The sequence below is a fragment of the Lysinibacillus sphaericus OT4b.31 genome (genome assembly GCF_000392615.1).
Lineage (GTDB): Bacteria > Bacillota > Bacilli > Bacillales_A > Planococcaceae > Lysinibacillus > Lysinibacillus sphaericus_B.
The window spans coordinates 2,970,443-2,993,592 of the sequence record NZ_KB933398.1; the positions used below are offsets into that span (position 1 = coordinate 2,970,443).

A 23,150-nucleotide genomic window follows, 5' to 3' on the forward strand; every position below is an offset into this window, starting at 1 on the left:
CATAATTCACTATCATATCAATAAAAGCGCATACTATTAAGGAGAATAAAGTAATTGTTCATATCACATTTATATTCCGCAACAGGGGACGCTTTTCGCGGGCAAGCACCGAGCCGCTTCGGGGCAACAGGGACTTTTATGTGCGAAAGCGAAGCGTCAGCAACAGGATGTTGGTCACGAAAGCGAATGCGTTGACACAGGACGTGACGCTTTTAGCCTTCATTCCCATAAAAGCTCAGCCCAGGGTCTCGGTTCGCTTACTTTTCCCGCTGAAGTTGCCGCCTTACGCTCCTACCAAAATGTTCGTGTATCTTTAAGACAAACTATTTATGAAAGTAATTTGCTTATGAATCTTTTTAGGTTTAACTTACTAAAAATCGATACGTAATGTAGAATCTTTACTCATTATTGCACTTTATTGGCAAGCGTATTTTCTGCTGCTTGCACTGTGTTGAAAAGTAACATTGTGATCGTCATTGGCCCAACTCCACCTGGTACTGGTGTCATATGAGACGCAACACCATCGACATCTGAAAAGTTTACGTCGCCACACAGCTTGTTATTTTCATCGCGGTTAATACCGACATCAATAACAACTGCGCCTGCTTTAACATGCTCCTTCGTAATGAAGTTAGCACGTCCAACTGCTGCAATTAAAATATCCGCTTGTTTAGTGAATGAAGGTAAATCAGGTGTTTTTGAATGCGTGTATGTCACGGTTGCATCCTTTTGCAAAAGAAGTTGTCCCATAGGTTTCCCTACGATATGACTTCGACCAACAATGACCGCATGCTTTCCTGCAATTTCAATTCCTGAATATTCAAGAAGCTTCATAACACCAAACGGCGTACACGGTAAAAAAGTTTCTTGGCCAAGCATCATTTTTCCAACACTTATTGGTGAGAAGCCATCGACGTCCTTTTCAACGGCGATTGTAGCAATAACAGTATCCTCATCAATATGTTTTGGGAGTGGTAATTGAACTAAAATACCGTGAATGTCTTCACGTCCATTTAATAATTCGATTTGTTTTAGTAATTCTTCTTGCGTAGTTTCTTCTGGTAATTTTACTAGCTCTGAAAACATACCAATGGCTTCACAAGATTTTTGTTTGTTTCTTACATATGTAGCAGAAGCTTGGTTGTCCCCAACTAATACAACCGCCAAGCCTGGTGTTAATCCTTGCTCTTTTAAGCGAGCTACACGCTCTGCTACAGAATTACGAATTTCTTGACCAATTTCTTTACCATTAATTATTGCACTTGACATAAACCTATGTTACTCCTTCCAATACAACACGTTTTTATTGTTCTGTAAATTTAGAAAGTACGCCATTGACAAATTTCGACGATCCATCGTCGCCAAATGTTTTGCATAACTCGATTGCTTCGTTAAGTACTACTCTTTTTGGTGTTTCTGGCATGTATAAAAGTTCGTATACAGCTAGACGTAACACGGTTCTTTCAATTTTCGGTAGACGGGCAATTGACCACTTTTCTAGATGCTGCGCAAGGGCCGCATCAATTTCCTCCAAATTTTCAGCTGTTCCATTTGCAATCTTTTCGTAGAAAGCATTTGTTGGTTGACCTTTAATATGTCCCATTGCTTCTTCGACTGTTAGATTGGTATTGTCTAGCTGAAACAAAACTTGCAACGCTTTTTCGCGTGCTTCATGTCGTTTCATGTAAAGCTCTCCTTCTTAAGTGGCATTAAGGTTTATAATAGCATAAATTCATGTGAGAAACATGATTTCAAGCAAGTTTTCAATAATCTGAAACCTTTTTCAAGCAACTTTCTGCTTATTTTAACTTTCTTTTGCAAATAAAGTTATGCGCGAAAGCAAATCGACAACCGCAAATGGTTTTATGCATAAAAATTAAGCGCTAGTCGCAACTGGTTTTATGCACGAAAGCGGAGCGACAGCCAGCAATGTCACCTTTTGTAAAAATGATGGTGCTAGCTATATTTTTTAAAAATAGTTTGAATGATATAATGAGAACAATTCATTTCCACTTTAGAGGTGTAAATGGACATCTGAAGTAATGAATTCCAAATTCCAAATTCCTTTTGCTATTGCTAGGAGGCTATCTATGAAAGAACATTATTATACAATCGGTGAGGTGGCAAAGTTGTCAAATCTTTCTGTGCAGACACTTCGCTACTACGATCAAATTGATTTATTTAAACCAGCTTATACTGATACCTCTAGTAATTATCGTTATTATAAAGATGATCAGATTTTTTACTTAGATATAATTAAATCACTGAAGTATATCGGTACGTCGCTTGAAGATATAAAAAAAGCACTCATGCTGACACCTGCAGAACTACTCATTTTTTTAGAACAAAAAGAACAACGACTTGAAGAAAAAATCTCCCGATTAAACGAAGTAAAATACACCCTACTGAAAACTAAAAAACAAATGCAAGAACAAATTGATATTCCGGTCTTTGGTGAAGTATATACGCAGTTAGAAGAAGAAATGGCCATTTTACAAGTTACCACAACCGAACTAACACCGACATCCAGCACAAATTCGTACTATGGTACATTGACCAAAATCATCGAAAATGAAGGCAGTGTATTAAATAGTCGTTACGGTTGCATCTACCCACTTGCAAAGTACGCAGATGTAAATGATATTATGTACGATGCCATATTTACACCGCTACTAACCGAGCGTACCTTTTCTAAACTTTCAACCGATGTCAAACAAACGATTGTACCCGCAGGCATATATGTATGCATTGCCTTTATCTATCACCCTGAAACATATTTTTCTTTTTATGAAAAACTTAAGAATTATGTAGAGTCGCAAAAAAAAGCATTCGAAACCACTGTATATGAACTATATATGCCGGCTACATTAATAGCAGAGCAAGAAAAAAAGTTTATTGTTGAGTTGAAAATTAGGCAAAAATCCCTCAATTAATGTCACTTCCTTCTTTTTTCAAACAAATCTTTTGACCCTATAGTTACTATAGGGTTTAATGTAATAATTGAAAATATTCTAGTAGATTGGATTTTGTATTTCCCATGTAACGTGAAATGTTGAAGGAGTAAAGAAAATGAACAAGAAACAAACCTTAACGCTAATTATTTTGTTAAGTAATTTATTTATCGCCTTTTTAGGCATCGGCCTAGTAATTCCTGTTTTACCAACGATTATGAACGAACTTAATATTACAGGGTCTGTCGTAGGTTATATGGTCGCGGCATTTGCGATTACGCAGCTTATTGTTTCACCAATTGCTGGTAAACTCGTAGACCGCATCGGTCGGAAAGTTATGATCGTTGCAGGTCTTTTTGTTTTTGGACTTTCAGAGCTGTTATTTGGGGTTGGCCGTACAATCGAAGTGTTATTTATATCACGTATGCTCGGTGGTGTAAGTGCTGCATTTATTATGCCTGCGGTGACGGCGTACATTGCTGATATTACAACAATGGCGCAACGTCCAAAGGCTCTCGGCTATATGAGTGCTGCTATTAGCACGGGCTTTATTATTGGACCAGGGCTTGGTGGTTTTTTGGCGGAAATCGGTACACGTGTACCATTCTACGCCGCAGGTATACTTGGTTTCATAGCAGCAATATTATCATTAACATTATTAAAAGAACCAACACGAGCAAAAGACGATGCAGAAGCTGCAAGCTCTATTTTGGGTAGTGCAAAACGCATTTTTAGTCCGTTATATTTCATCGCCTTCGTGTTAATTTTTGTCCTATCATTTGGTCTTGCAGCATTTGAATCGCTGTTTAGTTTATTCGTAGATCATAAATTTGCATTTACCCCAAAGGATATTGCAATAATTATTACTGGTAGTGGAATTGTCGGTGCACTTGCACAGCTGTTATTATTTGATTGGTTGACAAGAAAAATGGGCGAAATTAACGTCATTCGCTACTCGCTTGTACTATCCGCTGTCCTTACTTTTGCCATGACAATCGTTAATCATTATGCCGCAATATTATTCGTCACTTTCTTTATTTTTGTGGGCTTTGATTTAATACGACCTGCAGTTACTTCTTATTTATCGAAAATCGCAGGAAATGAACAAGGCTTCGTTGGCGGCATGAACTCAATGTTTACCAGCCTTGGTAATATATTCGGACCCATTTTAGGTGGCATATTGTTCGACATAAATTTAAACTATCCATACTACTTTGCCACAATCGTGTTAGTCTTCGGTGTGGTGCTTGCATTTTACTGGAAAAAACCAAAACATATTGAAATATAATTTATCACCAAAAGAAAAATTTTAAAGGCAACTCTAGTATTGCATCCTAACAGAAAACGAGGTTATCTCAAAATTTTGAGATAACCTCGTTTTTCTTATTCTTGTACAGCCACTTCTTCTTTTTCAAAATGAATGCCTGTAATATGTACATTCACTTCTGCTGTTTCAAGTGCAGTCATATTTAAAATCGCTTGGCGAATTTGTGTTTGTACGTCCTTCGCAACTTTTGGAATTGCATAACCATATTTTACAGAGCAAAATACATCAATGGCAATTTCTCCACTTTCTGTGACGCCAGATTTAATGCCCTTATTGTGTACTTTTTTACCAAAGCGTTCCACAACACCCGTTGCTATATTACCACGTGTTGCAGCGATACCTTCTACCTCGCTAACAGCAATCCCAGCGACAATTTCAATTACTTCCGCCGCTACCTCAATTTTACCAAGCTCCTCTTTTCCAGCTGGTGTTGGTTGTACAAAAGATTGTCCTACTTTCTCTGCCATGCAAATATCATCCTTTCCTTTACGCATCGCAAGCAAATGCTGTTGTTACATTTATTATACTATAAATAGGAAGGTTTGGCTTAGGAAAGCCGTTTTAATTTCAAATCGATATTTTCTAATAAGTTAGGCGATAAATTCCTAGCCTTTCTAGATAAATCAAAAAGTGATGTCGATAAATTTTAAAACAGTATCTATAAATAGTGAAAAGCGAAGAAATCATATGGATTCCTTCGCCTTTGTATGAACGATTATTTACTTGTCCCTAATACGTCGTTTTCTTCTAGGAATTTCGTGTTGAATTTCGCAGATTTGAATACGTCGTTATTCATTAATGCTTCATGGAATGGAATGGTTGTATTGATGCCAGGTCCAGAAACTTCAAATTCCCCTAGTGCACGATTCATTTTCGCAATGGCTTCCTCACGCGTATCTGCATGAACGATTAACTTCGCTACCATTGAATCATAGTATGGAGGGATTGTATAGCCTGCATACACAGCAGAGTCAATACGTACACCATAACCACCTGGAGTGATATAAGTATCTACAGTACCAGCTGATGGCATAAAGTTTTTGTATGCATTTTCTGCGTTAATACGGCATTCAATTGCCCATCCAGTTAATTTAATATCTTCTTGTGCAAATGGAAGCTTTTCACCAGAAGCAATTTTCAATTGTTGTTGTACAAGGTCGACACCAGAAATCATCTCTGTTACTGGATGTTCTACTTGAATACGAGTATTCATTTCCATGAAGTAGAACTTGTCTTCCTGATAATCGTAGATGAATTCGATTGTACCAGCACCTTCATAATTACATGCCTGTGCTGCCTTCACCGCAGCTGCACCCATTTCAGCACGACGTTCAGAAGATAGTGCAGGAGATGGTGCTTCCTCAACTAATTTCTGCATACGACGCTGCACTGTACAGTCACGCTCGCCTAAATGTACGACGTTACCATAACCATCTGCTAAAATTTGAATTTCGCAGTGACGGAAGTATTCGATGAATTTTTCTAAATATACGCCTGGATTGCCGAATGCTGCAGCAGCCTCTTTTTGCGTAATGTCGATGCCTTTTACAAGGTCTTCTTCTGTACGAGCTACACGGATACCTTTACCACCACCACCAGCAGTTGCTTTGATGATAACTGGGTAACCAATTTTAGCAGCCCATTCTTTACCTGTTTCGATATCTGGCACAATACCAGTACCTGGAACAAGTGGAACATCTGCTGCTTCCATTGTTGTACGCGCAACGTCTTTAATCCCCATGATTTTAATCGAATCAGATGAAGGACCAATGAATTTGATGCCTGCGTTTTCACATGCTTCAGCGAAGTCAGCGTTTTCCGATACGAAACCGTAACCTGGGTGGATACCGTCTGCACCTGTTTTTTCTGCTACACTAAGTAAAGCTGGGAAACTAAGGTATGAATCTTTTGATAGTTTAGGACCGATGCAATATGCTTCATCTGCTAATTTCACATGTAATGCGTCTGCGTCTGCTTCAGAGTATACAGCAACAGATTTGATACCTAGCTCTTTACAAGCACGAATGATTCGTACAGCGATTTCGCCGCGGTTTGCAATTAAAACTTTTTTCATGGTTGTATACACTCCTTACTCAGCTTTTACAAGGAATAATGGTTGACCGTATTCAACTAATTCGCCATCTTTAACAAGTACTTCAACGATTTCACCTTTTACTTCTGCTTCGATTTCGTTGAACAGTTTCATAGCTTCTACGATACATACGATCATCTCGTCGCCTACTTTGTCGCCCACTTGTACGTAAGCTGGTGATTCTGGGTTTGGAGCAGCATAGAAAGTACCAACCATTGGAGATACAATTTTATGTAACGATGGGTCGTTGTTTGTTGGTGCTGCTGGAGCTTCTTCTACTTTTGCTGGGGCTGCTGGTGCTGGAGCTGCTGCTGATGCACTTTGTTGTACAACAGGAGCTGAAACTTCTTTCTTAGGTGCTACAGTTTCAGTAACAACCACACTGTTCTTTTTTAATTTAACTTTTGCGCCATCTACTTCATAAACGAACTCGTCGATTGAAGAAGAATCTACCAATTTAATGATTTCACGAATTTCTTGAATTTTGAACATGTTTAACTCTCCTTATGAAATAATATCTACTACACCCACTATTCTATATTTATTTCGGTCAATTTGAAATAGTTAAATGAAAATTAAGTAAATCTAAACAAAATAAAAGGCTTTCTTTTACTAAACGAAAGCCTTTTCATTATCCTGATATATAACAACTAATGACTAATAAACAGAATATTCCTTTTTTTCACTAATCTTAATAGCCGTTGTTTGCACTAAATTTAACTTGCACATCATTGGCGCCTTCCCATTCGCTTTTCACCAAATAAATTATTTCATTTGCTTGTGATTTAGATAACTCTTCCGCCATGACAGTGACAGATACTTTTTCTCCGTCCGCTTTAACAAAGGCATCCGAATATCCTAACGATTTAACTAGCATTTCTAACATGGCTTCCGCTGATTCCTGTTTAATAATCCCATCGATTTCATTGAATGCCTTATTTTTTTCTTCAGCTGTGTATTCTTCAGAGGCAATTTTTTGCGTTAACTGCTGACGTAATTGACTTCTCTCATCACTTACTTGCATACGCATTTCTTCAAATAAATGACTTGGCGATGATACTTCAGTCGTCACATCTTGTTTGGAAGCCTCTTGATCTGTTACACCTGTTATCGCTGTTTGCTGTAATGTATCATCTGAAAAAATTGTTAAGCCATTAAATTGTTTTGCTGGGTCAACTAAATAGTATACTGAAATTACTGCTACTAGACTTAATAATGTCATAAACCAAACAGTTCTTCTACGCACGCGCATTTATTTTTCCCCCTTATTTTCCATTGGAACGATAATAATTCGATGAATAGGCAATTGCATCACTTGACTGACGACAGCACGAATTTCATTTTTAATAAAAATATCCGATGCTCCCTCTGAAACAATAAGCATTCCTGTTACATCTTTCACGCCTTGGTCAGTACCCCTAAAATATTGGCTAAATAGATTATTTTCATCCGTCTCATTTGTCATCTCTCCATAATAAAAATAAACTTTTACCTCCCCAACACCTTGCATAGCTCGTAGTGTCTTTTCTAGCTTTTCTTCATTTGTAGACGGTGTTACTCGCTCATTTGTTGAATTCGTTTGAAACATAGGAAACACGATGAAAAGTCCCATGGAGGCAGCAATGAGCATTAAGACCAAAAATGGTGTTGTTTTTTTTCGTACCTTTTCCACATCACTTGTACATTGCCTCCCTTCATCTTCTCTTTTTCAAGTGTATGTACGCTTGTTTCCTCCTATGAATTGATAAATGGAATCTTTAATAGCAATTGCAAAAATACTAACGTAATGACGAGTTTTGTTAGTGAAATTATCTGCTTATCATCGGTTAGAAACACGAAAAGCTGACAAATAAAGAGCAACGCCAATAAAAGAATCAATCTATCTCCCCCCAGCCATAACCTGCACAAAAACGATAAGGAAAAAACAAGAAAACATAAATGAAAAAGCAATTAGAAATGATACTGCACATAATGTAAATAGAGATTTACTAACCTGATCAAGTAGTTTACAAATATCATCAAAAGCAATCGGTTCTAAAATAGCAGCTAGCATCTTTAATGAATATGCACTAACAACAAGTTGCACAGTCGGTACAAACGAAATTGTGATAACAGCTATAAAGGCACTAATACTACTAATAGAAGAAGAAAATTGCGTCATATGCTGAAACATTGAAAAGCTATCGACTATAAAAGACCCGACAACTGGAATATTTTCTTCAATAAGTTTTTTCACAGGTTCTGAAACAGCTTTATTGACACTAAATGCCGCAACGCCACTTGCCGACATTAAAATGATGTAGCATACGACAGATGCCGAAACGATACTCATAATTGTAAAACGAATAAGATCCGCAATTCTCGAAAAGGATATTTCTTTTACAATGACGCTGCAAACATCAAAGACAATGGCAAAAAGCACCCCCGGAATAAGCCACTTACTACTGATGATAGTTAAGACTTGTACAAAAAAGAGTAAAAAAGGCTGCCAAGAAGCAATGGCTGTAATACTACTAGATAGAAGAAAGCTTGATGTTAGAATTGGATAGAATGCCGTGAAGATATGCGAAAGTCCCTGTGCAATTTGATCGATTAAATTGAATGAATTGACCACCACAGGGCCGATTGTCGCTAACACAATGAGAAAAAAAAGGATCCTTGTCCCATTTTCAAACTCAGGTAGCACCATATTGACAATAAGAATAATAATGACGTAGCCACACAAAATGAGTGTCATTTTGAGCAAGAGAAAAAAAGGATCTATCAAAAACGACAGTAGTTGCTCCTGCAATGTTATTCGCTCCTTAGCTTATCCTTTGTAAAATGGCCGACACCTCCTGTAAAACAGCCAAAAATTCTTTGAACCAGTACAACAAAATAACAATTTTCACCGCGTCAAAAACCAAGCCCCCGAGTACTTTATAGCTATGTTCAACAAGCAACATAGACACCCATTGCCCTACATAAAAAAGGCTAGCACTCATGACAATAGCTTTTGCATAAGGCAAAAAGGCTAACATTTCGAGGAGCTGTTTCACGAGTGGCAATAGGAGTGTCGAAAACAATAAACTGAACAGTAAAAACGAAAACATTACACTAATGAGCGCATGGAGTGGTTTTATAACTTCTTTTATAAGCAATAATAAAAGCAGCATGACAACAGCGACAATGACAATTTCCATCTACATTACCCAGAAGAGGTAAGCCATTGAAAGAAGGTTAAAATTTCATTGAAAAATATCCGTAAAAATCGCAGTAATTCTGCTGTCATATATAAGTAAGCAATGAAAAATAAGAAAAACGAAAACTCTTTCTTCCCTGTTTGATCAAAGAAAACATGAAGAAGCGCAACGACTAGTCCCACTCCAGCGACTCTTAATACGTCTTGTAATTCCATTCATACGCCCCCTCGTGTACAGCAATATATGTCGCTAGCCCAAAAAAAAGACCTCTATACAGACGTATAGAGATCTTAGTATGAAAATATTTAAGTTTCTTTTTAAATTGCGCTAGTATCATTTACACCCTTAAGCCATGGAGACATTGAGCCCACCAGATGGTTGGTTTCTTATGCATGCCACAGAATTTGGCGACTATAGACAGAGTTCTTGTGGGCAAGTGGGTGTAAGTCAACTGAACATGAGCTAAAATTAAATTAACTTTGCAATAATGTCTTTCACAGAGCCCGGTTGCACTAAATAACTATTTTCGCCCATCCACATTGATAAGTATTGAGAATTTCCTTGCTCTGCACTTTCCTTACGAATAGTAGACGTTAAATAATGTTGCAGTGGATACGGTGCTACAACCGCATCCTTCATACGTTCAGAAAAATCATTAGCTAAACCGCGTGCCGGTTTGCCGGTAAAGGCACGAGTAACAGTCGTCTGCTGTGCTTTTGATTCAAGTATAGCATTTTTATATACTGGCGAAATTTCGCATTCATCTGCCACTAAAAGGGCTGTACCAATCTGTATAGCCTGCGCACCATGTGCTAATGCCGTAGTCACATCTTCTTTAGAGACTATACCACCTGCTACAATGATGGGAATGGTAATTTTCCCTGCAACTTGTTGTAGTAAATCATGACGTGCGATTAACTGCATAGGCTCAGTAAAGGAGCCTCGATGTCCGCCGGCTTCCCCACCTTGTAAAACCACAGCATCCATGCCTGCTTCCTCCACACACTTCGCTTCATGCAATGTGGTAGCCGTACCGATAACATAAACATTATTTTCTTTAAGACGACGAATGACATCTGCTGACGGGATGCCAAATGTAAATGAGCAAATCGCTACACCTTCATCCAGCACCGCTTGGACTTGTCCTTCAAAAACTTCCGATGACACTACACTTTGAACAGGTGATAGACCAAGCTCGTCATAAAACGGTTGTAGCGCCATACGTGCATTCTGAAGTACTTCCACATCAATACGTGGTTCCTCCTGCACAAATAAATTTACCCCAAATGGCTTATGCGTAAGTTTCTTAACCTGCTGAATAAAGCTTTTCGTTTGCTCTCCATCTAAATAGCCTGCTCCAATAGAGCCTAAAATCCCGGCATCTGCACAAGCTGCAACAAACTTTGGCGATGTAACCCCAGCCATGGGCGCTTGAATAATTGGATATTGAAGCTCAAATTTATGTAACATAGCATTCACTCCTTACTTTTATTGTAAACTTTTCTTCCACATATGACCATCTATCTGATGATAGAAACAAACGATTAAATATTAAAAAAGACAATTGTTCGTCTATCTATTCTCATAATTTGCAATCAAAAAGTCATAAATGTATAAAGAATATGTAAAAACCTACTCTTTTTAGTAAAGAGTAGGCTTGATATACGTTGATTACGCGCGAGATACGTAAGAAGAATCCGTTGTATTGATAATTAAAACATCACCTTGGTTGACGAAGAATGGTACTTGGACGATAAGACCTGTTTGAAGAGTTGCAGGTTTAGTACCGCCTGAAGCTGTATCTCCTTTAATACCTGGTTCTGTTTCAGTTACTTCTAGCTCAACAGTATTTGGTAATTCTACACCAAGCATTTCACCTTGATAAGATTGGATGTGTACTTCCATATTTTCTTTAAGGAACTTTAACTCATACTCAATTGCAGAGGATGCTAATTCTGATTGATCATAAGATTCCATATCCATGAAGACATGCTCGTCACCTTGTGCATATAAATACTGCATTTTACGGTTATCAATTTGTGCTTTTTCAACTTTCTCACCAGCACGGAAAGTTTTTTCTTGTACGTTACCATTACGAAGGTTACGTAATTTTGAGCGCACGAATGCAGCACCTTTACCTGGTTTTACGTGTTGGAAATCCATAACACGGTATAGTTGGCCATCAACAATAATTGTTAGACCTGTTCGGAAATCGTTTACTGAAATCATTTGTTTTCCTCCATTGTTTATAAAATGATGAGTTCTTTTGACGAATGCGTTAGGAGTTCATTACCTGTCTCTGTGATTAAAATATCGTCCTCGATACGTAGACCACCGATTCCCGGTAAATAAACACCTGGTTCAATCGTTACGGCCATGCCCGGCTCTAATACCGTTTCTGAACGCATCGATAAGCCAGGGCCTTCATGTACTTCAAGACCAATGCCATGTCCTAATGAATGACCAAATGCCTCGCCATAGCCTTTTTCTGTTAAGTAGTCACGTGCAATCGCATCTGCCTGAATACCTGTTAATCCAGGACCCACTTTTTCAAGTGCTAAAAGTTGTGAAGCAAGTACTGCATTGTACATATCTACTAATTTTGCAGATGGTTCGCCAACAGCTACTGTACGTGTCATATCAGAGATATAGCCATTGTAAAGTGCGCCATAATCTAGTGTGACAAAGTCGCCTTTTTCAATTACTTTATCTGTTGCAACACCATGAGGTAATGCTGAACGAAGACCAGACGCGACGATTGTATCAAATGAGGACTGCGTAGCCCCTTGTTTACGCATGAAAAATTCTAATTCATTCGAAACCTCAAGCTCAGTTTTCCCCGGCTTGATGAAGTCTATAATATGTGTAAATGCGTGATCAGCAATTTCACACGCAACCTTAATAATATTAATCTCTTGTTCCGTCTTAATCAAGCGAATTTTTTCAATTAGTCCAGAAACAGGTACTAAATCCGTTTGAATCACATTTTTGTATAGCTCATATGTGCCATAGCTTACAGCATCTTTCTCAAAGCCCAATAATTTGATGCCCATTGCTTTTACTTGTGTTGCTATTTCTTCGAGGATTGTCGCTTCATGTTTTACGATGCGGAAATCCTTGATTTGAGCAGCCGCTTGTTCAGTGTAACGGAAATCTGTGATAAACACAGCATCGTTTTGTGATACAATCGCTACACCCGCTGTCCCTGTAAAGCCAGTCATATAACGACGGTTGTACTCGTTCGTAATTAAAATACCCTCGATGTTTTGTTCTTGTAGTGCTTTACGAAGCTTTTGTAATTTTAACATGTTATTTCTCCCCTTCGATGAATGTGCGTAGCGCTAGCTCGTAGCCTTTTGTACCTAGACCGCAAATCTGGCCGATGCAAGCTGGTGCAAGATAAGAATGATGGCGGAAAGCCTCACGTTTATGGATATTCGAAATATGTACCTCTATAACTGGCACTGAAATCCCTGCAATTGCATCATGTAACGCAATGCTCGTATGTGTATAAGCACCAGGATTAAAAATAATACCATCATATTTTTCGTCTTCTGCCTCATGCACCCAATCAACTAGCTCTCCCTCATGATTGGATTGACGAAACTCAACTGTTGCACCGAGAGTTGCCGCAAGATTCCGAACATTTTTTTTCACATCATCTAACGTTTCATGTCCGTAAATATGCGGCTCTCGTTTACCCAGCCGATTTAAATTAGGGCCATTTAAACATAATAACTTCACGCAATATTCGCCTCTTTCTATGTACTTGCACTTTATTTTATCACACCCGTTGCATACGGCAACTAATTTCCTTTTTGTGCAGTATGCTCTTTCTGGTGAAAATTTGCTGTTTCAAGTAGGAACCGTAATAAGCAAATTACCACGACCATGAAGGGAATTGATAATTTTTTAAAAGAGGCAGACTGTAAAGGCAAATCAAGGATAATCCATTCTAAAGTAATGGTAAAAATAAGACCAAGTAAAAAAGACGTCAGCACCGCTGGTATAATATGGACATATTGCAAAGTAACATACAAAAAGAAACCACATAAAAATAAAACGAATGTTAGAAAGCTCCACTGAAATAATTTCGAACTATCTTCAAACAACTCCCACTTCTTATAAAACCCTATCGGACTCCAATCAATTAAATGAAAGAACTGAAGCGCTCTCAAGCACAATACTAGCGTAAGCGCACCTACAATTGATGTTATACTCGCTATTTTCAAGCATATCCCTCCTAAATGTGAACGACTCAGTTCTTTCGATTTGAGCGTGATGAGCCTATTACCGCAGCGAAGTGTTCAACGCTTTGGAACCGGGCGTTATGGGTTATTGGTTATAGATCTAAGCGCTGAACGGACTGGGCCTGTGTGTTAAGCGGTTTGGCCTGAGCGGTAAACCATTGCACCCGAGCGCTTCTGGGCTCGACCCGAGCGGTAAGCGGTTGGACCTGAGCGCTTCTTGGCTTCACACGAGCGGTAAACCGGTGGACACGAGCGCTTCTGGGCTTCACACGAGCGGTAAACCGGTGGACACGAGCGCTTCTTGGCTTCACCCGAGCATTTATCACCTCAACCTGAGCGTTACGCAACATACTACGTGAACGTAACATACTAATAAAACAAAATTATAAATTTAGTGTAGCCATATAGAAAATTTACTATGCGTTCCTCTAGAGGTTTTTCACTAAATTTAGTACAATGGTACAGTTGAAATATTTAAAGAGAGTGGTGTTAGCCTTGAGCAATTCACCTGTATACGGGGGACAAGCACAATTAGAAGGTGTGATGTTCGGAGGAAAGGAACATACGATTACAGCCATTCGCCGTAACGATGAGTCCATTGATTATTATCATTACAAAAAAGTTCAAAAACCTATTCTACAAAAATTAAAAAAAATTCCTTTTGTACGTGGTGTTGTGGCACTTGTTGAATCAGCTGGTTTAGGTTCACGCCATATGCAATTTTCAGGGGATCGCTATGATGTTACACCTGGCGAAGAAGAGGAAAATGTAGAGGAAGGTTCTAAACTGCAAATGATTTTAGGGGTTGCCGTTGTGGGGATTCTGTCCTTTTTATTTGGCAAATTTGCATTTACATTAATCCCTGTATTTATTGCGGATTTTTTCTCCAAGTGGATAGAAGGTAAAACAGGCCAGATTCTATTGGAAAGTGGTATTAAACTTATTTTACTACTTACCTATTTATATTTTATCTCTTTAACACCTATTATAAAAAGAGTCTTCCAATATCACGGTGCCGAGCATAAAGTAATCAATTGCTATGAAGCTGGTATGGAAGTAACTGTTGCAAATGTACAAGCACAATCACGTTTACATTATCGTTGCGGTAGTAGTTTCATGCTCTTCACTGTGTTTGTGGGTATGTTTTTATATTTCTTCGTACCAACGGATCCACTTTGGTTACGTATTGTAGACCGCATTTTATTAATTCCCGTAGTACTTGGTGTATCATTTGAAGTACTCCAAGCCACAAATGCGTGCCGTAACATACCTGTTTTACGCTTCCTTGGTTATCCAGGTTTATGGCTCCAATTATTGACTACGCGAGAGCCGAAAGACGATCAAGTCGAAGTAGCCATTGCTTCATTCAAAATGCTACGTCAAGTTGAACAACAGCCGGAAATCGCTGCAACTTTAAATCATGACTAAAAAGCAAGAGAGATCATCCGCGAATGATTTCTCTTGCTTTTCTACTTTATCCCGCATTAACGGTCAGTAATACACCCACCTCCAGTGGACATAGACAACGAGTGAACGAGATGTCAATCAACTGACCGTAAATGCCCGATTGGTTCAACTAACAATGCTTGGGGGATGAAGAATCCTCCAAGCATTGAAGTTTCTTTATTGAGGCTGTACAGCGATGAGTTGTTGTCTTGCCGTCTCATACTCTTCTTGCAATGTCGTGATAATTTCACGCACTGTCTCTCGCTGCTCGATATTTGTAACGCCATGACCTGCTGACCAAATATCTCGCCAAGCTTTAGCATCCACAAGATGGGTTAAATCAATATCTTCTCTTGGCTTTAACGTGGACGGATCAATTCCTTCTTTGAGTAACGACGGAATTAATACATTAACATGCACTCCACTGAACGCATCCGTATATAAAATATCGTCGGTCTTACTTGCAATAACCATTTTTTTATAGTCTTCTGGTGCATTGCCATCATCACAAGCTAAAAAGCGTGTTCCCATATAGGCATAGTCTGCGCCAATTATTTGCGCGGCCAACACGTCTGCACCGCTAGAAATAGAGCCAGATAAAATAATTGTACCATCAAAGAATTTTTTCACGGCAGATACAAAACCAAATGGATTCAGTTGACCACCGTGTCCACCAGCTCCCGCACAGACAAGAATAAGGCCATCCACACCTGTTGCCGCGGATTTCTCTGCATGCTTGACATTCGCTACATCTGCATACACCTTGCCACCGTAGCCATGCACAATTTCAATGACCCGCTTCGGATTACCAAGTGATGTAATAACAATCGGTGGTTCGTGCCTTTCAATTAACTGCAAATCCTCTTCGAAACGCTCGTTCGCTACAGGATGACAAATGAAATTAACAGCCCAAGGCTCTGTTGGTAACGCCTCTTTAATCTCCTGTAACCACTCTGCACAAACCTCTGTTGGTCTTGCATTCAATAAAGGAAATGAACCGATAGCCCCTGCCTTACTCGCTGCAATCACCATCGCTGGGTTAGATACTAAAAACATCGGTGCAACTATAATTGGTAAACTCGACATAAACCTTCCCCCTTTAAATTGAATATTCTATAAATATCACATAAATCCTACTTAAAATTGGAATTTCAGTATTTACTCTTCATTTTTTGTTTAAATCCTAAAATAGCCGTAATAAAAATAATGGTAGTATAACCGAAGACGATAGCGAGAGGTATAAAAATATCTTGGTATTGTCCACTTAACACTGCGCGCGCAGCATCCACAGCATGGACGAATGGAAGTAATCGGGCGATTGAATGAAATGTATCACCCATCATATCAAGCTGAAACCATATACCACTTAACCAAGTTGTCACATTTACAAATATCGCAAAAATCCCACCCACCTGTTTATCTGTAAATATCGTACCAAGTAATAAGCCAAGTCCAATATACAGTAAGGAAATAACGATGAGTACGATACCCATGAATAGGACAGATAGATTAAGCGACAGCCCTAAAAATAAAGCAGCGAGTATACATACACTGATCTGTAATGCCGCTATCGCTAATAATGGCAGGACATACCCTATGATGTAATCGGCAGCAGACATCGGTGAAGCAAAGATTCGCATTAAAAAGGAGGTACTTTTATCCTTGCCAAGCAACATCCCTGAAAAAAGTGTAAGGAACGAAAAACCAAAAATAATGACACCTGGTGTTAGATTATTAATTTCATATAATGAAATTGGCGTATTTTTTTGCATGACCGAAAATAAGCCCATAAGTAGGACAGGTAAGCCTATACCGAAAAGCAGTGTTAAGGGATCTCGTACGATTTCTTTATGATTTCTTGTCGCAAATATAGCAGCCATCAACGCGACTCCCCCTCCGTCAGTTCTAAAAAGACATCTTCAAATGTTTGTTTTCCTGTTTGACTCATCAATTGCTTAGTCGTACCGAGTGCTCGTAATTTTCCTTGATGCATAATACCAACTCGGTCCGCTAACATCTCCACTTCTTCTAAATAATGAGTTGTTAAAACAATGGTGACATGCCCTTTCAATTGACGTAAAATCCCCCATAAATCACGACGTGCACGCACATCCATGCCTAATGTAGGCTCATCTAAAAACAAAATTTTCGGATTTGACATCATGGCCATTGCCACACTTAGTCGTCGCTTAAAACCACCCGATAAAATCTTAGCCTTCTCGTGCTGGCTCATCTGCAAGCCAAACGTATTCATCTGTGCAATCGCATGTTGTTCCGCTTGTATTTTTGAATAGCCATAAATTCGAGCCATTAATCGTAAATTTTCCACAACCGTTAAATTTGGTGCAACTGCTGTTTCTTGCGGAGAAATATTAATGTTATTCTTAGCAACAATGGGATTGTGAACGATGCTCACTCCGTCCAAAAGAGCGTCACCACTTGTAGGTGTAACAAGTCCACATAGCATTTTAATGGTTGTGGTCTTGCCCGCCGCATTTTGACCAAGAAGCGCAAAAAATTCACCTTTTTCAATGTTTAATGATAAGTGATCGACTACTGCTCGTTCCTGATAATGTTTCGATAATTCTTTTATTTCAATGGTCATGATTCTCACCTCTTTCTAAGATGGCATTGATTTTTTCAATATCACGCTTCGATAGTTGATATTGCATCAGCCATGTCACGATATATGTTCCTATAAAACTCGCAAGTAAGGAAAATATATTGGCCATCGTTTTAGGCATCCATATAATCATAACAATGGGTATCCAGACACTTGCCGTCACGCTAAAATGCACGATATATTGCTTCAACATGCCCCATCTAGCGATTTCAAAGACTAATGCCGCCATGGCAAATGTGACACCTATCATCCCCGTTAAAAAAATTTGTGTACAAACAGCTACTGTTTCACTTGTAAATAAAGCACGAAAATTTGGCACAACCGCTAAATAACTTTCTTGACCTAAGCCAAGAGATATACAGAGCTGTACAATTTGCCCAATGGTAACACCGATCACAAATCCCCCTACAAAGCGTATCACAATATCCTTTTGCATCTCTTTCACCTCATATTCCTAATTGCTTTTTAATCTTTGAGACATAGCGCCTTGAGGCATACGTTTTAATATCACCTTGTAGCACTACCCCTATAGTTCCTGTCTTACTAATATCCATTTGTTTAATCATGTTTCGATTGACGATTTCAGCATTTGAAATACGTACAAATATTTGCGGATTTAACTTCTTATCAAGTTCATACAAACGACTGCGCACCGTGTAAATGCCCCGCGATGTTTGGACGAAGACCTTTTTTGCTTCCGTATAGATACGCAAAATATCTTTACAGGCAATCATCTCCGCTCCCCTACTAGACGAATCAGCCTCTTCAGTAGCAATACGCTGCATGATTTGTTCGATTTCCTCTGTCATTTTATCTGTGAGAATAATAACTTTTGGTTCTTGATATGTCGGATCGATCGACACTTCTATTTTCATATCATCACAGTCCTTTCATTCGCCTTCACTATAAAGTTTTCAAACATTGATGTAAATGTATTATGGATGACTGGTCGTTTTTCCAGCATAAGTGGTGTATACAGCAAAAAAAGTGCCTATCCGCCTTGTAGGCAAGATAGATGTAGCTTTGAAATAAAGTTTGATCAAAAATGTTCCGTGAACCCACATTTTACTGCAAAATAAAAAGAATCCATTTTGAAAAAAGATTGATCAAAATGGATTCTTCATTTGTAAATGCAGATTGTGTTTTTATAAAGAAATTTGAGTAAAACTCATAGAAGTCCCTAAAAAGAACGGTTTGAATAGTCGGCTGAATAAACATTCAACTTTTTTATAAACAGTACGACTTTATTTTTAATCCACACCTTTTGTAGGCTTTGAATAAAGTTTGAGTAAAAGTATTGGCTCAACCCTGATTTAGCAGCCAAAGAAAAGAAACCATTTTGAAAACATTTGATCAAAGTGTTCTCTTTTCTTATCAACGAGTTTGCTGTTTTGATAAAAAAGATTGGATATTTTATTTGATTTCCTCAGCCAGCTCCAAAATAATTCCTTCTGGCCCACGAACGTAGCATAATTTATAAGCGTTTTCGTAGTTTTGTATCTCACCAATAAGTCCTGCGCCTTTCATAGTCAATTTGGTAACAAGGGCTTCAATATCTTCAACAGCAAAGGCAATATGCCGGATACCCAGAGTATTTGCTAAAGGACGCTGTATGCCATTTTCATCTGATGGCGTGTGAAATTTTACTAGTTCTATATTTGCGTCACCTTCTGGCGTTCGCAACATTACTAGTTCTATATTTGCATCACCTTCTGGCGTTCGCAACATTGCAACTTCCTCTTTAACGTCTTGAAGCCCTATTATCCGCTCCATCCGCTCCACCCACTCACCTTCCACTTTTCCTTCCCCCAGCATTTCAAGGCCAAAGTCAAGAAAAAACGCTTTCGCGGCAGGAAGATCATTGACGATTATACCCACATGATCTATTCTATGGATTTTCATATCTCATACCACCTTTTCCCTAATTTTATCACATATGTCTCCTAAAGATTTCTTCTCGATTGCTTAATAGCTTTTCTTCTTTATTCAACAAACTGTGCCTTTAACAGAACAATTTATTTTCAATTAACAATTCATTAATCCACCTTTTAATTCAGATATTCTTTCCCTTCATTATAAAAATGCCCCTTTAGATAACCATATATCCACAGGGGGAAAACATCGCGACTTTATTTCAAACCTACAATAGATATAGCTTTATAATAAAGATTGATCAAATTAATACTAATAGCCTTGATAAACAAACAAAAAGAAAGAGCGTGTTTTAAAAAAAAGATTAATCAAAACACGCGCTTAATATATTTTATTGAATCATTCTTTTATAAAAAAGTTTGATCATTTCTATGATATTTCCTCCATTAAAGCGCCCTTTAATGGAGAAACATGCCAGGCAAGCCCTCAGCCAATTTCCCATGGCTTTTGGGACAGCCCCTCTAATCCTTTAACTGATGGAAAACCTGTTCAATTTTGCCTCAGTACCAAGCATGACAGTAAACATAAAAACACCCCTTTAGATTAATATAATCCAAAGGGGGAAAACCGTGCAACTTTATATCAAATTCACAATAAACACTTTTTCATTATTTTATAAACCACATTTAAGCTGTGCACCGCAGTTTGTACATGTGTTACAGCCGCCCATTTCCTCGACTGTTCCTTTACGACATACCGGGCAAGTATTCCCAACGTCAGAGCCGATAACAGTTGTTGACTCCAGCGCTTGAATCGTATCGATTAATACGACCGGACGCTTTGTGTGTTCTTCTACTAGTTCTTCTTCAAATGATAGCTGATCCATATCATTTTCTTCGGCCTTTAGTGTAAGTACTTGTGAGTCACGGCTACCATCTACATAAACCGTACCACCTTTAGCGCCACCTTTATATAGACGCTCATATACTTTTTCTACCTGCTGTACTGTATAGCCTCTTGGAGCGTTCACCGTTTTTGAAATCGATGAATCGATCCATTTTTGAATGATACATTGTACATCGGCATGAGCCTCTGGTTTTAATTCCATCGATGATACGAACCATGATGGTAAGTCGTTCGCACTTGCTGCTGGATGACTGTCTAAGTATTCCTGAACGATTTCTGCTTTCACCTCGATGAATTTACCTAAGCGACCCGAACGGTAATATGTGAACGAGAAATAAGGCTCAAGACCTGTTGCTACACCAACCATCGTTCCAGTAGAACCTGTAGGCGCCACTGTAAGTAAATGCGAGTTACGAATACCTGTTGCTAAAATTTGCTCTTTGATATGCGTTGGCATTTTTTGCATGAAGCCTGTTTCTGTGAAGGCTTTACGTAAACGTGCAGTTTCTTCTGCTGTCGCACCTACTAAGAATGGGAAGCTACCACGTTCTTTTGCTAGTTCTGTTGAAGCCTCATAAGCAGTCTCTGCAATTGTTTTAAAGATTTCATCAACAAGTGCATTGCCTCCCTCTGAGCCATATTCTTTTTCGCAATAGATAAGTAAATCTGCTAAGCCCATTACCCCTAAGCCAACACGTCGCTCACCAAGGGCTTGTACACGGTTTTCTTCTAGGAAATAAGGCGTTGCATCAATAACATTATCCTGCATACGTACACCTACGCGTACCGTTTCACGTAATGCTTCATAATCAACTGTTTGATTTTCTTTATTAGCAAACTGCGCTAAATTTACAGCAGCTAAATTACACACCGAATAAGGTGCAAGTGGTTGCTCACCACATGGATTTGTTGCAACAACGCTTTGACCATATGCCTTAGCGTTTGTCATATCGTTTGCGTTATCGATGAAGAAGATACCTGGCTCTGCAGAGTATGTTGCACATACATTGATAAGATTCCAAAGCTCTTTCGCTTTAATCGTACGGTATGTGCGCACTTTATAGCCTAATTTCTCCCATTCACGTACGTCGCCAACCTTATGCCATTCCGTATTGTAGAGAGTCATTTCCTCTTTTGTATATTCTTCAACTGCTGGGAAACGAAGCTCAAAATCCGCATCTTTTTCAACAGCTTCCATAAATTCTTTTGTCAATGTTACAGAGATATTAGCGCCCGTTAAAAACTCTGAGTTATGGACTGTATACGTACCACCGTCGCGTAATTTATTTTCTGCATCACGAATAATCGCAGTATCAAATCCGCCTAAGCCTTCGATGTTTTTGTAATTTACAATACCCTGATACATTGCTTCATCTTGCTGAGATAAAGGCTTGAAGTTTAATTTTTCTTTTGCTAGACGGATAATAGACTTGTCCGTCGTGTTTTCGATTAAGTATCGTAAAATACGTGGATTTTGCATTTTTGAAATGATAAATTCCACAATATCAGGATGCCAATCGGCCAGCATAATCATCTGTGCGCCACGACGTGATCCACCCTGTTCAACAAGGTGTGTCAGCTTGGCAATATCGTCTAGCCATGAAACCGAACCAGACGATTTCCCGTTCACACCACGTGCTAAAGTATTACGTGGACGCAGAGTTGAACCATTTGTTCCTACTCCCCCACCACGGCTCATAATTTCCATTACTTGCTTACGGTGATCACTAATACCCTCACGTGAATCTGCAACAAATGGCATTACGTAGCAATTGAAGAACGTTACATCTGTTTCAGAACCTGCTCCATAAATAACACGTCCAGCTGGGATAAATCGCAATGATACTAATTGCTCATAAAATCTCTCAAACCATTCTTGGCGTTTTTCTGCTGTTTTTTCAACAGAGGCAAGCCCTGTTGCATTTCGTTTTGCGATTTGCTCATAATAAATTTCAAGAGGCTTTTCTAACACGTCAATTGAACGCGTAATCACACCCGTTTCTTGCTCTTTTGGCTCATCTAAAACGCTACGGTAGTCTTCCTCGATCAAAATGTCTGCTGTTTTTGTAGTCATATCAATCTTTTGAATTGTCCCTAAACCACGTGCAGGGAATTTTGGATCTGCCTTTACTGTTAAGACAACGAAATCACCAGCTTTTAATGTTTTCTTCTCTGTGTCCTTAAACGAGTAGCGATCGATCATTACCAATCTAGAAACACCTTTATGCGTAATGTGCATATCAGGGGTTACGGGGTGAACCTGTGGAAATAGTTCAATATCCTTGTTCAATTGTTCGATTTGTTTGTTTACTTCGGGTTGATGATTTGTGAGTACCATCGTTTTGCCTCCCTTATTTTCATCCTTACAATAATAAATACACAATATCATGTGTCGTTAAACACTACATATTGTGTATATTCCTTAACAAAAGATACTATATATAGTTTTTTAATTCAACTCTTGCAATTTTGACTAGAATCAGTACTGCTTGTCAGCACAA

Annotated in this window: 25 protein-coding genes; 3 read left to right on the forward strand and 22 right to left on the reverse strand. The window is 38.7% G+C overall.

Annotated elements, in window-relative coordinates; translation table 11 throughout:
- Window positions 1–405: 405 nt before the first annotated feature.
- Window positions 406–1,269, reverse strand: a complete 864-nt coding sequence (gene folD / locus H131_RS13605; protein ID WP_010859746.1) for a bifunctional methylenetetrahydrofolate dehydrogenase/methenyltetrahydrofolate cyclohydrolase FolD — start codon at window positions 1,267–1,269, stop codon at window positions 406–408.
- A 34-nt stretch (window positions 1,270–1,303) separates the two neighbouring features.
- Entirely contained in the window at window positions 1,304–1,684 is a 381-nt protein-coding gene (nusB, locus tag H131_RS13610) for a transcription antitermination factor NusB (RefSeq protein WP_010859747.1), read from the reverse strand.
- Window positions 1,685–2,090: 406 nt separating this feature from the next.
- On the opposite strand from nusB, the gene H131_RS13615 reads away from it, so the two are divergent.
- Both H131_RS13615 and H131_RS13620 read left to right on the forward strand, forming a co-directional pair.
- The gene (locus H131_RS13615; RefSeq protein WP_010859748.1) at window positions 2,091–2,933 is read left to right on the forward strand and encodes a MerR family transcriptional regulator; all 843 of its coding nucleotides are present in this window, start codon (window positions 2,091–2,093) and stop codon (window positions 2,931–2,933) included.
- 136 nt (window positions 2,934–3,069) lie between these two features.
- On the forward strand, window positions 3,070–4,239 hold the full coding sequence (locus H131_RS13620) for an MFS transporter (RefSeq protein WP_010859749.1): 1,170 nt from the start codon (window positions 3,070–3,072) through the stop codon (window positions 4,237–4,239).
- Between the two features lie 95 nt (window positions 4,240–4,334).
- On the opposite strand, the gene H131_RS13625 is transcribed toward H131_RS13620, so the two are convergent.
- From H131_RS13625 to H131_RS13685, 13 genes are all read right to left on the reverse strand, one after another.
- Complete coding sequence (locus H131_RS13625) at window positions 4,335–4,745, reverse strand: Asp23/Gls24 family envelope stress response protein (RefSeq protein ID WP_010859750.1); 411 nt, start codon at window positions 4,743–4,745, stop codon at window positions 4,335–4,337.
- Between the two features lie 248 nt (window positions 4,746–4,993).
- On the reverse strand, window positions 4,994–6,352 hold the full coding sequence (gene accC, locus H131_RS13630; protein ID WP_010859751.1) for an acetyl-CoA carboxylase biotin carboxylase subunit: 1,359 nt from the start codon (window positions 6,350–6,352) through the stop codon (window positions 4,994–4,996).
- 15 nt (window positions 6,353–6,367) lie between these two features.
- On the reverse strand, window positions 6,368–6,862 hold the full coding sequence (accB, locus tag H131_RS13635; protein WP_010859752.1) for an acetyl-CoA carboxylase biotin carboxyl carrier protein: 495 nt from the start codon (window positions 6,860–6,862) through the stop codon (window positions 6,368–6,370).
- Window positions 6,863–7,061: 199 nt separating this feature from the next.
- The gene (locus tag H131_RS13640) at window positions 7,062–7,622 is read right to left on the reverse strand and encodes a SpoIIIAH-like family protein (RefSeq protein WP_010859753.1); all 561 of its coding nucleotides are present in this window, start codon (window positions 7,620–7,622) and stop codon (window positions 7,062–7,064) included.
- Entirely contained in the window at window positions 7,623–8,042 is a 420-nt protein-coding gene (locus tag H131_RS13645; protein ID WP_010859754.1) for a hypothetical protein, read from the reverse strand.
- A gap of 207 nt (window positions 8,043–8,249) precedes the next feature.
- On the reverse strand, window positions 8,250–9,161 hold the full coding sequence (locus H131_RS13650) for a stage III sporulation protein AE (RefSeq protein WP_010859755.1): 912 nt from the start codon (window positions 9,159–9,161) through the stop codon (window positions 8,250–8,252).
- A 13-nt stretch (window positions 9,162–9,174) separates the two neighbouring features.
- Window positions 9,175–9,552 carry a hypothetical protein gene (locus H131_RS13655; RefSeq protein WP_010859756.1) on the reverse strand — a complete coding sequence of 126 codons (378 nt, stop codon included), beginning with the start codon at window positions 9,550–9,552 and terminating at the stop codon, window positions 9,175–9,177.
- A 5-nt stretch (window positions 9,553–9,557) separates the two neighbouring features.
- On the reverse strand, window positions 9,558–9,767 hold the full coding sequence (locus H131_RS13660; RefSeq protein WP_010859757.1) for a hypothetical protein: 210 nt from the start codon (window positions 9,765–9,767) through the stop codon (window positions 9,558–9,560).
- Window positions 9,768–10,020: 253 nt separating this feature from the next.
- Entirely contained in the window at window positions 10,021–11,022 is a 1,002-nt protein-coding gene (locus H131_RS13665) for an NAD(P)H-dependent flavin oxidoreductase (protein WP_010859758.1), read from the reverse strand.
- Window positions 11,023–11,223: 201 nt separating this feature from the next.
- Window positions 11,224–11,781, reverse strand: coding sequence for an elongation factor P (gene efp / locus H131_RS13670; RefSeq protein WP_010859759.1), 558 nt, complete (start codon window positions 11,779–11,781; stop codon window positions 11,224–11,226).
- Between the two features lie 17 nt (window positions 11,782–11,798).
- Entirely contained in the window at window positions 11,799–12,860 is a 1,062-nt protein-coding gene (locus H131_RS13675; RefSeq protein ID WP_010859760.1) for a M24 family metallopeptidase, read from the reverse strand.
- Between the two features lies 1 nt (window position 12,861).
- On the reverse strand, window positions 12,862–13,296 hold the full coding sequence (gene aroQ, locus H131_RS13680; RefSeq protein ID WP_010859761.1) for a type II 3-dehydroquinate dehydratase: 435 nt from the start codon (window positions 13,294–13,296) through the stop codon (window positions 12,862–12,864).
- A gap of 62 nt (window positions 13,297–13,358) precedes the next feature.
- A complete protein-coding gene (locus tag H131_RS13685) occupies window positions 13,359–13,784 on the reverse strand; it encodes a hypothetical protein (protein WP_010859762.1) in 426 nt (141 codons plus the stop codon).
- A gap of 474 nt (window positions 13,785–14,258) precedes the next feature.
- Between H131_RS13685 and H131_RS13690 the strand changes: the two genes are divergently transcribed.
- Window positions 14,259–15,230: a DUF1385 domain-containing protein gene (locus H131_RS13690; protein WP_010859763.1), complete on the forward strand. Its 972-nt coding sequence runs from the start codon at window positions 14,259–14,261 to the stop codon at window positions 15,228–15,230.
- A 195-nt stretch (window positions 15,231–15,425) separates the two neighbouring features.
- On the opposite strand, the gene H131_RS13695 is transcribed toward H131_RS13690, so the two are convergent.
- The 7 genes from H131_RS13695 to H131_RS13725 all read right to left on the reverse strand — a co-directional run bounded on the left by H131_RS13695 (window position 15,426) and on the right by H131_RS13725 (window position 22,987).
- Window positions 15,426–16,334 carry an NAD(P)H-dependent flavin oxidoreductase gene (locus H131_RS13695; protein WP_010859764.1) on the reverse strand — a complete coding sequence of 303 codons (909 nt, stop codon included), beginning with the start codon at window positions 16,332–16,334 and terminating at the stop codon, window positions 15,426–15,428.
- Between the two features lie 65 nt (window positions 16,335–16,399).
- Window positions 16,400–17,128, reverse strand: coding sequence for an ABC transporter permease (locus tag H131_RS13700; RefSeq protein WP_010859765.1), 729 nt, complete (start codon window positions 17,126–17,128; stop codon window positions 16,400–16,402).
- On the reverse strand, window positions 17,128–17,853 hold the full coding sequence (locus H131_RS13705) for an ABC transporter ATP-binding protein (RefSeq protein ID WP_010859766.1): 726 nt from the start codon (window positions 17,851–17,853) through the stop codon (window positions 17,128–17,130). Before H131_RS13705 ends, H131_RS13700 begins: the two co-directional genes overlap by 1 nt.
- Window positions 17,843–18,307: a DUF3021 domain-containing protein gene (locus H131_RS13710; RefSeq protein WP_010859767.1), complete on the reverse strand. Its 465-nt coding sequence runs from the start codon at window positions 18,305–18,307 to the stop codon at window positions 17,843–17,845. The genes H131_RS13705 and H131_RS13710 overlap by 11 nt, the downstream gene beginning before the upstream one ends.
- A 10-nt stretch (window positions 18,308–18,317) precedes the next feature.
- Window positions 18,318–18,746, reverse strand: a complete 429-nt coding sequence (locus H131_RS13715; RefSeq protein WP_010859768.1) for a LytTR family DNA-binding domain-containing protein — start codon at window positions 18,744–18,746, stop codon at window positions 18,318–18,320.
- Window positions 18,747–19,284: 538 nt separating this feature from the next.
- Complete coding sequence (locus tag H131_RS13720) at window positions 19,285–19,773, reverse strand: VOC family protein (protein ID WP_010859769.1); 489 nt, start codon at window positions 19,771–19,773, stop codon at window positions 19,285–19,287.
- A 643-nt stretch (window positions 19,774–20,416) separates the two neighbouring features.
- Complete coding sequence (locus H131_RS13725) at window positions 20,417–22,987, reverse strand: vitamin B12-dependent ribonucleotide reductase (protein ID WP_010859770.1); 2,571 nt, start codon at window positions 22,985–22,987, stop codon at window positions 20,417–20,419.
- Between the last annotated feature and the right edge of the window lie 163 nt (window positions 22,988–23,150).

Excerpts from the sequence above, each read along its gene's own strand:
- H131_RS13640 (WP_010859753.1), bottom strand. The coding sequence starts at position 7,622 with ATGCGCGTGCGTAGAAGAACTGTTTGGTTTATGACATTATTAAGTCTA.
- H131_RS13675 (WP_010859760.1), bottom strand. The coding sequence starts at position 12,860 with ATGTTAAAATTACAAAAGCTTCGTAAAGCACTACAAGAACAAAACATC.
- H131_RS13615 (WP_010859748.1), top strand. The coding sequence starts at position 2,091 with ATGAAAGAACATTATTATACAATCGGTGAGGTGGCAAAGTTGTCAAAT.
- H131_RS13725 (WP_010859770.1), bottom strand. The coding sequence starts at position 22,987 with ATGGTACTCACAAATCATCAACCCGAAGTAAACAAACAAATCGAACAA.
- H131_RS13660 (WP_010859757.1), bottom strand. The coding sequence starts at position 9,767 with ATGGAATTACAAGACGTATTAAGAGTCGCTGGAGTGGGACTAGTCGTT.
- H131_RS13625 (WP_010859750.1), bottom strand. The coding sequence starts at position 4,745 with ATGGCAGAGAAAGTAGGACAATCTTTTGTACAACCAACACCAGCTGGA.
- H131_RS13715 (WP_010859768.1), bottom strand. The coding sequence starts at position 18,746 with ATGAAAATAGAAGTGTCGATCGATCCGACATATCAAGAACCAAAAGTT.
- H131_RS13655 (WP_010859756.1), bottom strand. The coding sequence starts at position 9,552 with ATGGAAATTGTCATTGTCGCTGTTGTCATGCTGCTTTTATTATTGCTT.
- H131_RS13705 (WP_010859766.1), bottom strand. The coding sequence starts at position 17,853 with ATGACCATTGAAATAAAAGAATTATCGAAACATTATCAGGAACGAGCA.
- H131_RS13720 (WP_010859769.1), bottom strand. The coding sequence starts at position 19,773 with ATGAAAATCCATAGAATAGATCATGTGGGTATAATCGTCAATGATCTT.
- H131_RS13710 (WP_010859767.1), bottom strand. The coding sequence starts at position 18,307 with ATGCAAAAGGATATTGTGATACGCTTTGTAGGGGGATTTGTGATCGGT.
- folD (WP_010859746.1), bottom strand. The coding sequence starts at position 1,269 with ATGTCAAGTGCAATAATTAATGGTAAAGAAATTGGTCAAGAAATTCGT.
- efp (WP_010859759.1), bottom strand. The coding sequence starts at position 11,781 with ATGATTTCAGTAAACGATTTCCGAACAGGTCTAACAATTATTGTTGAT.
- accB (WP_010859752.1), bottom strand. The coding sequence starts at position 6,862 with ATGTTCAAAATTCAAGAAATTCGTGAAATCATTAAATTGGTAGATTCT.
- H131_RS13690 (WP_010859763.1), top strand. The coding sequence starts at position 14,259 with ATGGTACAGTTGAAATATTTAAAGAGAGTGGTGTTAGCCTTGAGCAAT.
- H131_RS13665 (WP_010859758.1), bottom strand. The coding sequence starts at position 11,022 with ATGTTACATAAATTTGAGCTTCAATATCCAATTATTCAAGCGCCCATG.
- nusB (WP_010859747.1), bottom strand. The coding sequence starts at position 1,684 with ATGAAACGACATGAAGCACGCGAAAAAGCGTTGCAAGTTTTGTTTCAG.
- H131_RS13700 (WP_010859765.1), bottom strand. The coding sequence starts at position 17,128 with ATGGCTGCTATATTTGCGACAAGAAATCATAAAGAAATCGTACGAGAT.
- H131_RS13620 (WP_010859749.1), top strand. The coding sequence starts at position 3,070 with ATGAACAAGAAACAAACCTTAACGCTAATTATTTTGTTAAGTAATTTA.
- H131_RS13695 (WP_010859764.1), bottom strand. The coding sequence starts at position 16,334 with ATGTCGAGTTTACCAATTATAGTTGCACCGATGTTTTTAGTATCTAAC.
- accC (WP_010859751.1), bottom strand. The coding sequence starts at position 6,352 with ATGAAAAAAGTTTTAATTGCAAACCGCGGCGAAATCGCTGTACGAATC.